At 69.0% G+C, this 13488-nt stretch carries 12 protein-coding genes; 7 read left to right on the plus strand and 5 right to left on the minus strand.

Annotated features, from left to right (window positions below; all coding sequences use genetic code 11):
• Positions 1-44: 44 nt before the first annotated feature.
• Positions 45-1109 (plus strand): Hsp70 family protein, encoded by a 1065-nt coding sequence (locus tag ACIQF0_RS23685; RefSeq protein ID WP_401032581.1) that lies wholly within the window; start codon positions 45-47, stop codon positions 1107-1109.
• On the opposite strand, the gene ACIQF0_RS23690 is transcribed toward ACIQF0_RS23685, so the two are convergent.
• Complete coding sequence (locus tag ACIQF0_RS23690) at positions 1093-2307, minus strand: aminotransferase class V-fold PLP-dependent enzyme (protein ID WP_401032583.1); 1215 nt, start codon at positions 2305-2307, stop codon at positions 1093-1095. The genes ACIQF0_RS23685 and ACIQF0_RS23690 overlap by 17 nt on opposite strands.
• Positions 2294-2740 carry a DUF1453 domain-containing protein gene (locus ACIQF0_RS23695; protein ID WP_401032584.1) on the minus strand — a complete coding sequence of 149 codons (447 nt, stop codon included), beginning with the start codon at positions 2738-2740 and terminating at the stop codon, positions 2294-2296. Before ACIQF0_RS23695 ends, ACIQF0_RS23690 begins: the two co-directional genes overlap by 14 nt.
• Positions 2741-2803: 63 nt before the next feature.
• On the opposite strand from ACIQF0_RS23695, the gene ACIQF0_RS23700 reads away from it, so the two are divergent.
• On the plus strand, positions 2804-3406 hold the full coding sequence (locus ACIQF0_RS23700) for a TetR/AcrR family transcriptional regulator (protein ID WP_401032586.1): 603 nt from the start codon (positions 2804-2806) through the stop codon (positions 3404-3406).
• 88 nt (positions 3407-3494) lie between these two features.
• Entirely contained in the window at positions 3495-6494 is a 3000-nt protein-coding gene (locus tag ACIQF0_RS23705; RefSeq protein WP_401032588.1) for an AfsR/SARP family transcriptional regulator, read from the plus strand.
• Here the strand turns inward: ACIQF0_RS23705 and ACIQF0_RS23710 are convergent.
• Positions 6491-7951 (minus strand): alkaline phosphatase family protein, encoded by a 1461-nt coding sequence (locus ACIQF0_RS23710; RefSeq protein WP_401032589.1) that lies wholly within the window; start codon positions 7949-7951, stop codon positions 6491-6493. The genes ACIQF0_RS23705 and ACIQF0_RS23710 overlap by 4 nt on opposite strands.
• An 86-nt stretch (positions 7952-8037) precedes the next feature.
• Complete coding sequence (locus ACIQF0_RS23715) at positions 8038-8484, minus strand: helix-turn-helix domain-containing protein (RefSeq protein WP_360041147.1); 447 nt, start codon at positions 8482-8484, stop codon at positions 8038-8040.
• 77 nt (positions 8485-8561) lie between these two features.
• On the opposite strand from ACIQF0_RS23715, the gene ACIQF0_RS23720 reads away from it, so the two are divergent.
• From ACIQF0_RS23720 to ACIQF0_RS23730, 3 genes are all read left to right on the plus strand, one after another.
• Positions 8562-9074 (plus strand): GNAT family N-acetyltransferase, encoded by a 513-nt coding sequence (locus ACIQF0_RS23720; protein ID WP_330273482.1) that lies wholly within the window; start codon positions 8562-8564, stop codon positions 9072-9074.
• A gap of 24 nt (positions 9075-9098) precedes the next feature.
• Positions 9099-9560 carry a hypothetical protein gene (locus ACIQF0_RS23725; RefSeq protein ID WP_401032591.1) on the plus strand — a complete coding sequence of 154 codons (462 nt, stop codon included), beginning with the start codon at positions 9099-9101 and terminating at the stop codon, positions 9558-9560.
• Between the two features lie 176 nt (positions 9561-9736).
• Complete coding sequence (locus tag ACIQF0_RS23730) at positions 9737-11203, plus strand: hypothetical protein (RefSeq protein ID WP_360041141.1); 1467 nt, start codon at positions 9737-9739, stop codon at positions 11201-11203.
• On the opposite strand, the gene ACIQF0_RS23735 is transcribed toward ACIQF0_RS23730, so the two are convergent.
• Positions 11196-12101: a nucleoside hydrolase gene (locus ACIQF0_RS23735; protein ID WP_401032593.1), complete on the minus strand. Its 906-nt coding sequence runs from the start codon at positions 12099-12101 to the stop codon at positions 11196-11198. The two genes, ACIQF0_RS23730 and ACIQF0_RS23735, sit on opposite strands and share 8 nt — an antisense overlap.
• A 116-nt stretch (positions 12102-12217) precedes the next feature.
• Here ACIQF0_RS23735 and ACIQF0_RS23740 point away from each other — a divergent pair, with 116 nt between their 5' ends.
• The gene (locus tag ACIQF0_RS23740; RefSeq protein WP_401032595.1) at positions 12218-13483 is read left to right on the plus strand and encodes a Gfo/Idh/MocA family protein; all 1266 of its coding nucleotides are present in this window, start codon (positions 12218-12220) and stop codon (positions 13481-13483) included.
• Positions 13484-13488: the final 5 nt, after the last annotated feature.

Consider the following 13488-nt stretch of genomic DNA (forward strand, 5'->3'; position numbering starts at 1 on the left):
GAGACGTACGTGTTGTGGGTGTCCGCAGTGAGGGGTGACCCGCAATGTCGTACCAGGTTGGGCTCGATCTCGGATCCGCAGGCATCACCGTCGCCACCGGTGGCGACGTCACTACCACCGCGCGGCGTCAGCAGGCGCCCGCCAGGGAGATCGCGACCGTTCTCGACGACCTCGCGCACCGGTACGGGGAGCCGCCGAGCCGTGTCGCCATGACGCATCCGATGTGCTGGCCGCACGAGCATCTCGAACAGTTGCGCCATGACCTCATCGAGGCGGGGCGTGCGGACGTGTTGTTCGTGCCGGCGCCGCACGCCGCCGCCATCGCGTTCGACGCTGACGCGCAGATGCCTGAGCACAGCACGGTGGCGGTGTTCGACTTCGGCGCGACCGGGTGTGACATCACGGTGCTGCGCAAGCAAGGTGTGTTGTTGCTGGCGGGTGTGCCGGAACGGGTTGAGGTCGGGGGCTTCGACCTGGACGAACTGGTTGCGGAGCACGTGATCGCGAAGATCGGCACGCACAGCCGTGAGCTGGTGCGGAGCTGTGTCGAGGCCAAGGAGCTGCTCGGCAGCTATCCGGAGGTCCGGATTCCTTATGTCGCAACGAACGGTGAGGTGCGCGAGGTCAGGCTGAGCCGCTTGGAGTTCGAGGCGATCATCCGGCCGTCGGTCGAGCTGGCGGTCGACGCGCTGGAACGGGTGGCGGGCAGCGCCGGGTTGTGCCTGCCCGACGTCGTGCTGTTGGTGGGCGGGTCGTCGCGGATTCCGTTGGTGGTCAAGGAGATCGCGCAACGGCTGCACATCCCGGTGCTGAGGGCACCGGACGGCGCGGCCGCCACGGGCGCCTACCTCGAAGCCAAGCAGTTGGAGCCCGAACCCGCGGAACAGGCCACTTTCGAGCTGCCGAAGCCCCGTGTGGAGGACGAGCCGAAGCGGCGGCTTCCGACTACGCCGTTCGTCGCGGCTGGGTTGCTCGTGCTCGTTCTTGGTGGTGGGTGGTTCGCGCACGACGCGATGAACGAGCCTCAGGTGAAGACGGAGAACACCAGCGTGCAGCTCGAAGCGCCCGGAACGGCCGAGCTGCCCCGGCTCGTCAAGCCAGCGCGCTGATCTCGCGCACCGTCCGGTCGATCTCCTCCGGGGTGTTGAGGATCGACGTGCCGACCCGCGCGTACGGGATCCGGTAGGACGCCGTGGTGATCTGGATCTGCTTGCGCCCCAGCAGTTCCACGACCTCGGGGCCGGTGTGGCCTGGCACGTCGAAGCACACCATGCCCGCGGACGTCGCCGGGTCGCGCGGCGTGTGGACGACGACGCCGGGGACCTCGGCGAGCCCGTCCTTGAAGCGGCCGGCCAGTTCGGTGATCCGGGACGCCACTCGGTCGCGGCCGAGCCGTTGGTGGAACCGCACGGCCGCCTGCACCGCGAAGTAGTGCTCGAACGCGTGGAAGCCGCCGGGCCCGAGCGCCGCCGTCTGGCTGCGGTCGCTCAGGTTCGGCAGCAACGGCACGATCTCGCTGCTCACCTCGGGGTTCACCCACACCATGCCGGTGCCGCGCGGCCCGAACAGCCACTTGTGCGTGCCGGCGACGAACACGTCCGCGCCCATGCGCGCCGCGTCTTCGTCGACGGCCGCCAGTCCGTGCACGCCGTCTACGACGAGGAGGCAGCGGTCTTGCTGTGCACGACCCTTGTTGGCCTCGGCGACGACGGAAGCGCACGCTCGCACGGGCATCCGCAGGCCCGTGCTCGACTGCACCCACGTGATGCCGACGGCACGGGTCTGCGGCGTGATCGAGTTCCGCAGCCGCACGGCGATCTCGTCCTCGGTGGCCTTCGCCGGGTTCTCGTAGAGCGTGCCGATCCTGACCTTCGCGCCCACGCGTGACGCCGCCAGCCTGGCCGCCTGCTGGTGCCACGCGTGGTCCTGGTCGTTGAGCAGCACCTCCTGGTCGGCACGCAGTTTCAGGCCGCCGTAGACGATCGAGAGCCCGATGGTCGTGTTCGGCACGAACGCGATGTCGTCCGCGGCCCCGCCGACGTACTGCCCGAGCGCGACGGCGACCTGTTGCGCCTGGTCGGGCATCAGGTCGTGCGAGTTGTTGTCCAAGCGCCGTTTGAACTCCTCGACCGCGTCCCGCACCTCGCGCGGGTTCGACGCGAGGTAGAACAGCCCGAGGTTGGTCAGCGAGGGGTCCAGCCGGAACTCTCGGCGCACGGCGCCCCAGTCCACTCCCTGCGCGGCCGACGACGCGGTCGGTGCGACGGCGAGCAGCCCGGCCCCCACGAGGAAGTCACGACGATCCATGCCGTCCATTGGACAGCTTCTCCGGCGCGAACGGCAGCCCGGTGTTCAACGCCTTGGCGCCCACGGTGCACAGCTCGCCGAGCATGCCCACGCCGATGGAGAGCTGCGTCGGCGCGTGGTGGTCGAGCAGCAACGCGAAGCCGAAACTCGCGCCGATCGACGTCACCCACACGAGCAAGGTCCACGGCGTGTACCGCTGCCACAGGTGGCCGTCGCGCTCGAACAGCTTGATCGTCATGCCCCTGAACGCGCCGAACGCGAATCCGACGGCGAGCGGGAGCAGATAGATCAGATGGAACTCGTCGACCGCGCGGATGCCGAAGAACAGCAGGAACGCGGGCGGCGCCAGCAGGTCCCTCGCGTTGAGCGGTTCCCCCGTGAACCGGCGCACGAGCACGTACAGCACGCCGGCCGCGATCAGCAGATATGTCATTGCATCCCCCTAAGTAGCATGACCCTGCTACTTAAACTAGCAGGGTCATGCTACAAAAGGGAGGTGTCACCGAGAGTCGTCGATCCCGTCGCCCGCCGCCAAACCGTCGCCGAGGCGGTGTTCCGCGTGGTCGTGCGCGACGGCGTCGAACAGGCCTCACTGCGCAACGTGGCGGTGGAGGCGGGTCTCGCGATCGGCTCGATCCGGCACTACTTCGACAGCCACGACGACATGATCATCTTCGCCGTCGAGGCCCTCATCCACTCGATAGACCAGCGCGTCATGGCCCACGTGCAGTCGCTCAAGGACCGCAGCGACCCACGGCGCCCCGCCGAACGCGTGCTCTCCGAGGTGCTTCCGCTCGACGACCGCCGGCGTGACGAGGCAGTGCTGTGGCTGGCCTTCGTCACCGCCTCCCGCACCCGTCCGTCGCTCGTGCCGCACGCCGAACGCCTCTACGACGGCCTGCGCATGCTCTGCCGCCGCGCGTTGACCGTGATGACCGAGGCCGGGACCATCGCGGCCACGCACGACGTAGCCCTGGAGTCCGAACGGCTGGCGTCGCTGCTCAACGGCCTCACCGTCGACGGAGTGCTGCACCCGGACCGGATGACGCCGGACCTCACCGTGTCGTTGCTGCGCAGGCACCTCGACTCGCTGCGCTGACACTTCGCGTCCCGGAAACGTGTCGCGATCAACGGAAATGAGGCATTCTCCTAGTCACACCGCAGTTCTGGGGGATGGGGGTGTGAGCGTGCGAGCGCTCGTACTGGGGCCGATCGAGGTCTGGGTCGGCGAGAGACAGGTCAGTCTGGGCGGGCCGAAGCCGAGGACGCTGCTGGCCGCGTTGCTGTTGCAGCCACGTCAGGTCGTGCCGGTGGAACGGCTGATCGACCTGATCTGGGAAGAATCACCACCGCAGACCGCGGGTGCGCTGGTGCACACCTACGTGTCGTCGTTGCGGCGCGCGGTCGGTACGGCGCTGGTCACCAGGGCACCGGGATATCTCCTGGACCTGGACAGCGACGTCGAACTGTTCCAGAAGCACCTGACGACGGCGCGGCAGGCCGAACGGGCCGACGACTACGCCACCGCGATCACGCACTACCAGCACGGACTCGCCTTCTGGCGCGGGCCGGCGTTGCACGGGGTCGACGCGCAGTTCGCCCGAGGGCACGCGCTGTCGCTCGAGGAGTCCCGCCTGAGCGCCGAGGAAGGGCTCGGCCGCTGCGAACTCGCGCAGAACCGGGTCGAGGACGCGATCACTCGCCTGTCCGCGCTGGTGAACGCCCATCCGACCCGCGAGGAGACGCGGGAACTGCTCATGCGGGCCTTCCACCGCGCCGGACGGCAGGCGGACGCGCTGCAGGTCTACCGCGACGCCCGCGAGCACCTGCTCGACGAGCTGGGCATCGAACCCGGCGAGAAGCTCCGCGACCTGCACTCGGCGATCCTCAACGGCACCCTCGAGGCCGCTCCGCCGAAGCTGACGGTGACGCCGGCCCCCGCGGCCGTGACGACGCAGCAGGTCGTCCCGCACCACCTGCCGCCCGACATCAGCGACTTCATCGGCCGCCAGGAGGCGTTGAAGCAGGTCCTGGGCCTCACCGAGGGACGGGAGGCGGGCACCGCGACGCCGATCGCGGTCGTGTCCGGGTTCGGTGGCGCCGGCAAGTCCGCGCTGGCCGTGCACGCCGCGCACCTGCTGCGGAAGTCGTACCCGGACGGGCAGCTGTTCGCGGACCTGCGCGGTGGCGGCCGGAACCTCGAACCGCAGGAGGTCATCGGCCGGTTCCTCGCCCTGCTCGGCATTCCCGGCCAGGACCAGCCGACGGCACCGGACGAACGCGTCGAGCTGTACCGGCGCACGGTCGCGGATCGGCGGCTGGTGATCGTGCTCGACAACGCCCGCGGCGAGGCGCAGGTCCGGCCGCTGCTGCCGGGCAACGCGAACTGCTTCGTGATCATCACCAGCCGCAGCAGGCTCACCGGTCTGGAGGGCGCCGAACCGGTCGAGCTGGGATTCCTCAGCGACGAGATCAGCGAGGAGATGCTGCGGCGGATCGTCGGCGCCGAGCGGATCGGCGCGGAACCCGAGGCGGCGCAACGGATCGCGCGGTTGTGCGGTGGCGTGCCCCTGGCGTTGCGGGCGGCGGGCGCGAAGCTGCTGGCGCGGCCGCACTGGCCGTTGAAGACGCTGGCGAAGCGGTTGTCCGACGAACGCCGAAGACTCGACGAACTGGAGATGGGCGACCTCGCCATCCGGTCGTCGCTCAAGCTCAACTACGCCGAGCTGGACACCTTGCACCGCACGGCCTTCCACCTGTTGTCGGTGCTCGACCTGCCGGACTTCGGCGCGTGGGTCGCGGCGCCGTTGCTGGACATCTCGCCGTACGACGCGGAAGACGTCGTGGAGCACCTGGTCGATCTGCGGCTGGTGGACGTCGCCGGGGTCGACCAGATCGGCCGGGTGCGCTACCGGTTCCACGACCTGGTGCAGCTCTTCGGCGCCGAGCAGGCGTCGGGCGAACCCGCGGCGGAGGCCGTCTCACGCCTGCTGGAGACGTGGCTCTCGCTGGTCGAGACCGGCTCGAAGAAGCTGCCGCGGGTGACGCTGGGGCTGCGGCCCCGGCTGCACGCCGAGATCGAGGTGGACCCGCGGCTGGAGGAGGACGTCGAGGAGGATCCGACCGGCTGGCTGCAGTCCGAGACGGACGCGGTCGTGCGAGCCGTCGAACGCGCACACGACCTCGGCGTCGACGAACTGACCACGGCCGTGATCACGTCACTGCTCTCGTCGCCGTTCGCGGCACGCAACCAGTTCGGCAACTGGCAGCGCACCCACCTGGTCGCGCTGCGGTCGGCGCGCGAACGCGGCAACCGGCGGGCCGAGGCCGTGCTGCTCGCCGGACTCGGGCAGTTGCGGTACGAGCAGGACGACTTCGCGGCGGCGCTGGCGAACTTCCAGCAGGCGGCGGACATCGCGGCCGACATCGACGAACCCGAGACGCTCGCCGTCGCCTACGTCGGCATGGGCACGGTCCGGCGCGACCTGGCCGAGTTCGACCTGGCCCGCGACCTGCTGGACAAGGCGATCGCGCTGGGGGACAACGGGGTCGTCGCGGCGGCGAGCTATGGCGTCGGCGCGATCCACCGCGACCACGGCGATCTGGCCGAGGCCACGCAGGCGTTCGAACGGTGCGTGGAGCTCTACCGGGCGCAGGAGGACAAGCGCGGCGAGGCGCTGGCGTTGCGCGGCCTGAGCCTGTGTCACCGGGCGGCGGGGGCGTTCGCGGAGGCGGTGGAACTGAGCCGGCAGGCTGAGCAGGTCCTGCGTGAGGCTGGCGACGAACTTGGTGCCACGTATGCGGTTCAGTCGCTCGCGAAGGCGTTGCTGCGGATCGGCGAACTGGAGGGCGTGGACGACCTGCTGGCCGAGTGCCTGGAGGTCTGCACGCGGCAGCGCGACCGGTTCGGGGTCGCGCTGATGACCAGGACGCTCGGCGAACTCGCGCTGGCGCAGGGGCGCGACCAGGCGGCGGCGGACCTGCTCCAGGACGCGCTGAACCAGTGGGCCGTGCTGGGGTTGCCGATCTGGCAGGCCCGCACGATGCGTGACCTTGCGGCGGCGACCGCGGACGACGAGATGTGGTCGCGTGCCAGGGAGTTGTTCGCGTCGCTGGGCGCGCGGGAGGCCAAGGAACTGGCGGGGCTGAGCGCCGGGGAGTGGCGCTCAGCCCTGCAGACGTTCTAAGACAGGCGCGGGGCGTCGACGGCCCAGTACCAGTTGTTGCCGGCGTCGAAGAGACGCCAGGAGACGCGGGCCGTGCGGGCACCGGACGGGACGGTCACGTTCAGCGAGATCTGCTGGGCGAGGCCGTTCGCGTCGTGAGTGCGGACGACCTGTTCCGCGCCGCCGTCGAACGACACGCTGACCGTGCCGCGCTGCGTGCCCTCCTGCAGGTAGTGCGAGAAGTAGTCCAGCTTCACGCTCGACCTGCCCGTCACGTCGTAGGCGGGCGAGGTCAGCGTCGAGTCGAACTTGCCGCGCGACGCCGGTGCGCCCTTGTCGTCCCACTCGTCGGGGTCGGCCACGGCGAAGACGCCCCGTGCGCGCACGTTCGCCTCACGCGACTGCGAGGGCGCGGTGCGGGTCCAGAAGTCGTCGGTCGTGAACGACCAGCCCTGCCACTCCGCGACACCCTGCGGCATCGACGACGCCGTGGTCACCGTCCAGCCCGCCGGGCCCTGGTGCGTCCAGCCCAGCACCGAAGCGGGCACCCCGGTCTCGTCCTGGCGCGGCTTCAGCGTCACCGAGTCGAACGGGTCGACCGGCGCGGTGCCGAGCGCGTAGCCGTCGAGCGGGGCGGAGACCGTGAGGTGCTTCAACGCGGACGCGGCCACGTCCACCAGCTTCGGCGCCACGGCCGGGCGCGCCGAGCCGGTGGAGATCACGAACGTCATCCGCTCCTCGGGCGAGTCGCCGCCGTGGCCACCCGCCGCCGTGTGGCCGTGGTCGGTGGTGATCATGATCAGCCAGTCCTCGGACGCGTAAGACGGCCGTGACTCGATCGCGCGCACCAGACGGCCGACCTGCGCGTCGTTGGTGCGCATCGCCGCGGCGTACTGGGAGGAGTCGGCGCCGTTGTCGTGGCCCGCGATGTCGATCTGGCCGAGGTAGACGAACGACGCGTCGGCGGCGTCGGTCTTCAGGTGCTGCTCGGCGTCGACGGTGATCTTCTCGTCCGAGCCGGTGTAGCCCGCCGCGTCGCCGTCGAGCACGTACTTGCGGTCCTGGCCGGTGCGCAGGATCTGGTCGCTGATCGGCTTCCAGTCCACGGCCGCGTACGTCGACAGGGCCGGCTTCGCGGTGTTCGCGCGCTCCAGCCAGCTCGGGTACGACGTGAGGGCGTTGCCGGAGAAGGAGTTGTCCTTCACCTTGTGCTTGTCCGGCCACACGCCCGTGAGGATCGTCGACCAGCCAGGGCCGCTGGAGGTCTGGGCCATGCCCGACCCGTACAGCGCGCTGCGGGCGCCGTAGCCGCGGTTCAGCAGCGCCTTGATGTTCGGGGTGTCAGCGGACAGAAGCTTGTCGTACCGGGCGCCGTCGAGCCCGATCACGAGCACCTTGGGTGTCTTCGCCGGGGCCGCGACGGCAGCCGGGGTCACCAGCAGGAGGGGCAGCAGCAACGCAAGAGCAGCTCTTGTCATGACAGGCAGACTTGCTGACTGCAACCGTCTTCAGCAATGGAGTGCGTCTTGAGTTCACCCGGGCTTCGGCAGTTGTCAGTACAAGTTCACTGCCTGGCCGTCACCTGCACGTCGCGCGCGGTCAGTTCGGCGGCGCACTCGGTGCACTCGACCTTCGCCCGCACGCCGCCGCCGCAGTCGCGGTGGTGCAGGTGGAACGACTCCTCTTCTTCCGGGGCCATCCACCTCTCGCCCCACGTGCGCAATGCCATCAGCACGGGGTAGAGGTCGCGACCCTTCTCCGTGAGGCGGTACTCGTGCCGTGTGCGGCCGTCCTCGTGATAGGGCACGCGCTTGAGCACGTTCTCCTGCAACAGCACGTTCAGCCGGTCGGTCAGGACGCTTCGCGAGATGTCCATCGTGGCCTGGAAGTCTTCGAAGCGACGGGTGCCCAGGAAGATCTGGCGGAGCAGCAGCAGCGTCCAGCGCTCGCCCAGCAGCGCCGCGGGGCGGCTCAGCGTGCAGGGCATGCTCGCGAAGTTCGAGTACGGCATGACTCCAGGATATCCCTTGCGTTCGAATTTCGAACTCAGTTACAGTTCGGATTCCGAACTCAGAGGGGTCGATCCTCATGCGCGTCACCGAGCTCAACCGCGACACCGCGCCGGAAGCTGTCGACGCGGTGTTCGAAGGACTGTCCGCGCGAAGCCGCTACCTGCGCTTTCACTCGCCGACGCCCCGGCTGACCGCGTCCGCGCGCCGGGTCCTGGTCGACGTGGACGGCGAACGTCACGCTGCCGTGTGCGCCCGCGTCGGAGGCGACCCGATCGGCATCGCCAGGGTGATCAAGACCGGCGAGTGCGGTGCGGAGATCGCGGTCGCCGTGGTCGACCTGTGGCAGCGCCGCGGCGTGGGCCGCCTGCTGCTGGAGGAGCTGACCTCGATCGCGGCGCGGATGGGCGTCGCGCAGTTGCACGGCGACGTCCTGCCCGACAACCACGCGATGCTCGCGCTGGTGCGCAAGGTGCTGCCCGGCGTGCGGCTGACCAGGGAGATCGACACGATCCAGCTCAGCTACCCGCTGGCCTGGGTGACCGCCGAGATCAGCGACGCCGACCTTATAGAAAGCTTGCAGGAGATTTAGAGATCAAGCCCCGACGATGGCCACGTGACCACCGCACGTGCCGCCGGCCGCCTCATCCTCCGCTCCGAGATCGTGGAGCGCGCGTGTTCCTGGTTGCGCGACTCGGTCCCCTACAGCCAGACGAGATTTCACCAGAACGAACACGGCATCTACCGCGCCGACTGCTCGGGCTTCGTGTCGATGGCCTGGGGCCTGCCGGGCAGGCCGGAGGACCGGCACGGCGGCCTCGACACCCCTGGCATCGCCGTGGTCAGCAGCCTGATCACCGCGCCCGAACTGCGGGCGGGCGACGTGGTCATCCGCACGGACGGCACCAACCTGACCCGGCACGTCGTGATCTTCGCGGCGTGGGCGGAGGAGCCCGGCCGGTACTGGGCCTACGAGCAGGCCGGGGGGTACCGCACACGTTTGCGCGCCGTCACCTACCCCTATGAGACGGGGGAGGAGCTGTATGTGCCGCGCCGGTATCTGAGCGTGTTGGAGTAACCGCTTGGGCCACTTCTCCGATGGAACTGGCATCGACACCTCGACCCGCCCCCGTCAGCGCTCCGGAAGGACAGGCCGACCACGTGAGCAACCGCCACTCCGACCGTGCGCAACCGCAGGAACATCCGACGTTCGACCGGACCGAAACTTCACACCGTCTTGCTAACGTGACCGGCATGAAACGGTGGGGGATGCTGGCGGTCGCAGCGGCGGCCATCACGTTCGGCTCGACGCTGGCCATGCCGGACGTCGCCGTCGCCGCCGAGGGCGGGGTGATCTGCGGGACGTACGAGGCCAACTCCAAGATCACGCGGAGCGAGATCCTGGCGCGCTCGCGCACGTGGATCAGCGCCCGCGTGCCGTACAGCCAGAGCGACTGCTTCGGCAACAAGTACGGCGCCTACCGCACGGACTGCTCCGGCTTCGTGTCGATGGCCTGGGGTCTGCGCATCTCGTACACCACGCACATCCTCGAGCAGGTCGCGCACCGCATCGACTGGGCCGACCTGCGTCCCGGCGACGCGCTCAACGACCGCCTGAACCACGTCGCGCTGTTCATCGGGTGGGCGGACGCGGCCAAGACGCGCCCCATCGTGCGCGAGCAGGCGGGGCCGGACGGCAGCAGGCCGGTTCAGCGCGTCTGGAGTGCCGCCACGGCTCGCCAGTACGTGCCGCTGCGCTACAACAACATCCTCGAGGCCGGCAGCGGTGGCTCCGGCAGCGAGACGCCGGTGACGGACAAGCTCGTCGTCAGCGCCGGCCCGCAGATCTCCAACACCGGGCAGCAGCAGCTCGAGATCTTCGCGCGCGGCACGGACGGCACGATCATCACGAACTTCCACAAGACGAGCCGCTGGAACGGCTGGCAGCAGCTCGGGTCCGAGGCCTTCGCCGGCGACCCGGTCGCGCTGATGAACCCGAAGACGCAGATCGTCGAGGTGTTCGCGCGCGGCAAGGACGGCAAGATCTACCGCCGCGTCGACGGCCAGTGGCTCGCACTGGGCGACACGGCCGTCGCGGGCGACCCGACGCTGACGTGGAACGACAGCACCAAGGCCGTCGAGGTCCTGGCCCGCGGCGCGGACGGCCTCCTGCTCCGCTTCACGGACAAGTGGGCGCCGGTCGGCGACCGCAAGATCGAGGGCAACCCCGCCGTCGCCGACAAGGACGTCTACGCGCGTTCCGCCGACGGCAAGCTGGTCAAGTGGGACGGCAGCGCCTGGGCGGACCAGGGCGACAAGAAGATCGTCAGCGACCCGAGCGTCGCCGTCGACCAGGTCTTCGTCCGCACCGAGTCCGGCAGCGTCGAGCAGTACGCGGCAGGCGTCTGGACCACGCTGGGCGGCAAGGGCACCGGCGCTCCGTCGGCGGTCTTCAACTCGACGACCGGCTCCATCGACGTCGTGCAACTCGGTGAGGGCGGCTTCGTCGAGCACTCCCGCGCCAGCGACAAGGGCTGGACCACCTGGGCGAAGCTCGGCACCACCAAGGTCTCCGAGCCGCCGACCGCGATGTACCACGCGCAGACGAAGACCGTCGAGGTCTTCGCCCGCACCGACGAGGGCAAGCTGGTGCGCCGCTTCTACAAGGAGAAGGCCGGCTGGAGCCAGTGGGCCGTGCTCGGCGACAAGTCGATCAGCTGAGTCGCTTCACGGCATCCAGCACTACTTCGAAGAACCGCTCAACGTCCAGGCCGACGGCCACTCGGGCGTTGGGCGGTTCTTGCATTCGGCCGTGCAGGTCCACGACGGTCGCACCGCGCGTGAACGTGCCCGTGGTCTCGATCCCTACGAACGCCTCGACGCACGTCACCAGTGACGGGTCGATCACTCGTGCCACCGCCACCGGGTCGTGCAACGGCGGCGCGGCGAACCCGAACACCTCGCGATAGGTGGCGGCGAAGAACGTCATCAGGTCCCCGCAGATCCGCCCGAGCGACCCGAGTGCGTTCAACTGCGCCACGATTTCGGGAGTCACCAACGCCTGGTGCGTCACGTTCAGCCCGATCATCGTGATCGGCACACCGCTGGAGAACACGATCTGAGCGGCTTCGGGATCGACGTAGATGTTGAACTCGGCGTACGGCGTGGTGTTGCCGCGTTCGGTCGACCCGCCCATGAGCACGATCTCGCGCACCGCGGAAGGCCCGTACCGCCGCAGGTACAGCGCCACGTTCGTCAACGCGCCGGTGGCCACCAGCGTCGCCGGCATGTGGGCGTGCATCACGTCGATCGCGTGCTCCTGCACCACGCCGACGGTCAGCGCGCCGAACGCCGGACCGTCCATTCCGGACTCGCCGTGGATGTCCTCCGCGATGTAGAGGGGACGCACCAACGGCTGCGCGGACCCGCGGGCGATCGGCACCGAAATTCCGGCGGCCGAGCAGACCCGTTGTGCGTTCGAAGTGACCTTGTCGAGCGTCTGGTTCGCGGCCACAGTGGTGATCGCGCGCAGGTCGATCTCGGGTGAGCCGGCCGCGAGCAGGATCGCGATCGCGTCGTCGTGGCCGGGGTCGCAGTCGAGCACCACAGGAGTCGGCATGAGATCCATCCTGCCGTTCATGTCCATGAAACAGCTGAAAACGTTTCCGAGAGGCCTTGACGAGGTCAGGGCGGGTGCGACTAGCGTGAGGAAAACGTTTGCAGAGGAGGCTGGAGATGGCTCGCAGGCGCTACGCGGTGGTCGGCACGGGATCGCGGGCCGAGCGGCACGTCCACGCCATCGCGGTCGAACACGCGGCCACCTGCGAACTCGTCGCGTTCGCCGACGTGAACCGCACAAGGATGAACGTCCACAACGACCGGCTCGCCGAACTGGGGGTCGAGCCGGTGCCCACGTACGACGCGGCCGACTTCCTCAAGATGCTCGACGAGCAACGGGTCGACGTCGTCGTCGTGACCACTGTCGACCGTCACCACGACACGTACATCGTGGAAGCTCTCGACGCCGGCCGTGACGTCGTGACGGAGAAGCCGATGACGACGGACGTCCCGTCGGCCGGCAAGATCCTGGATGCCGTGCACCGCAACGACGGCAACGTCACGGTCACCTTCAACTACCGCTACAACCCGATCCACGAGAAGGTGCGCGCGCTGCTCGCGGAGGGCGCTGTCGGTGAGATCGGGTCCGTGCACTTCGAGTGGCTGCTCGACACCCGGCACGGCGCCGACTACTTCCGCCGCTGGCACCGGGACAAGGCCAACTCCGGCGGACTCATGGTGCACAAGGCGACCCATCACTTCGACCTGCTCAACTGGTGGGTCGGTTCGGTGCCCGAGACCGTGTACGCGCACGGCCGCTTGTTCTTCTACGGCGACGAAAACGGCACGCGTCACGGCTACGCCCAGGACGGCCGGTTCGACATCCGGCTGGAGCAGAACGACTGGCTCAAGAAGCTCTACGTCGACGCACAGCACGAGGACGGCTATCGCCGCGACCAGAACCCGTTCGAACCCGGCGTGTCCATTGAGGACGACATGTCGGTGCTCGTCCGCTACGCCAGCGGCGCGAACCTCACCTACCACCTCACGGCCTACTCGCCGTGGGAGGGCTACCGGCTGATGGTCAACGGCAGCAAGGGGCGTCTCGAACTCGAAGTGGTCGAGAACTCCTGGGTGTCGGGGCAGGACCCGGCCGTGCACGGCGTCAACGCCAACCCGGAGCAGGGTTGGGCGAAGCTGTCCGTGCAGCGGTTGTTCGAGGAACGCGAGGACATCCCGCTGGAGTACGACCGGGACGGGCACGGTGGCGCGGACCAACGCATGGTCGACGCGCTGTACGGACCGCCCGGGCAGGAAGACCCGTTGGGACGCAAGGCAACGCACTACGACGGCACGCTCTCGCTGCTGACTGGTTTCGCCGCCAACCGCAGCTTCGAGACCGGGGAACCGGTCCACGTCGTCGACGTCATCGACCTGAGATGAGGAGA

Origin of the sequence: Lentzea sp. NPDC092896, from assembly GCF_044754905.1 — a bacterium.
GTDB lineage: Bacteria > Actinomycetota > Actinomycetes > Mycobacteriales > Pseudonocardiaceae > Lentzea.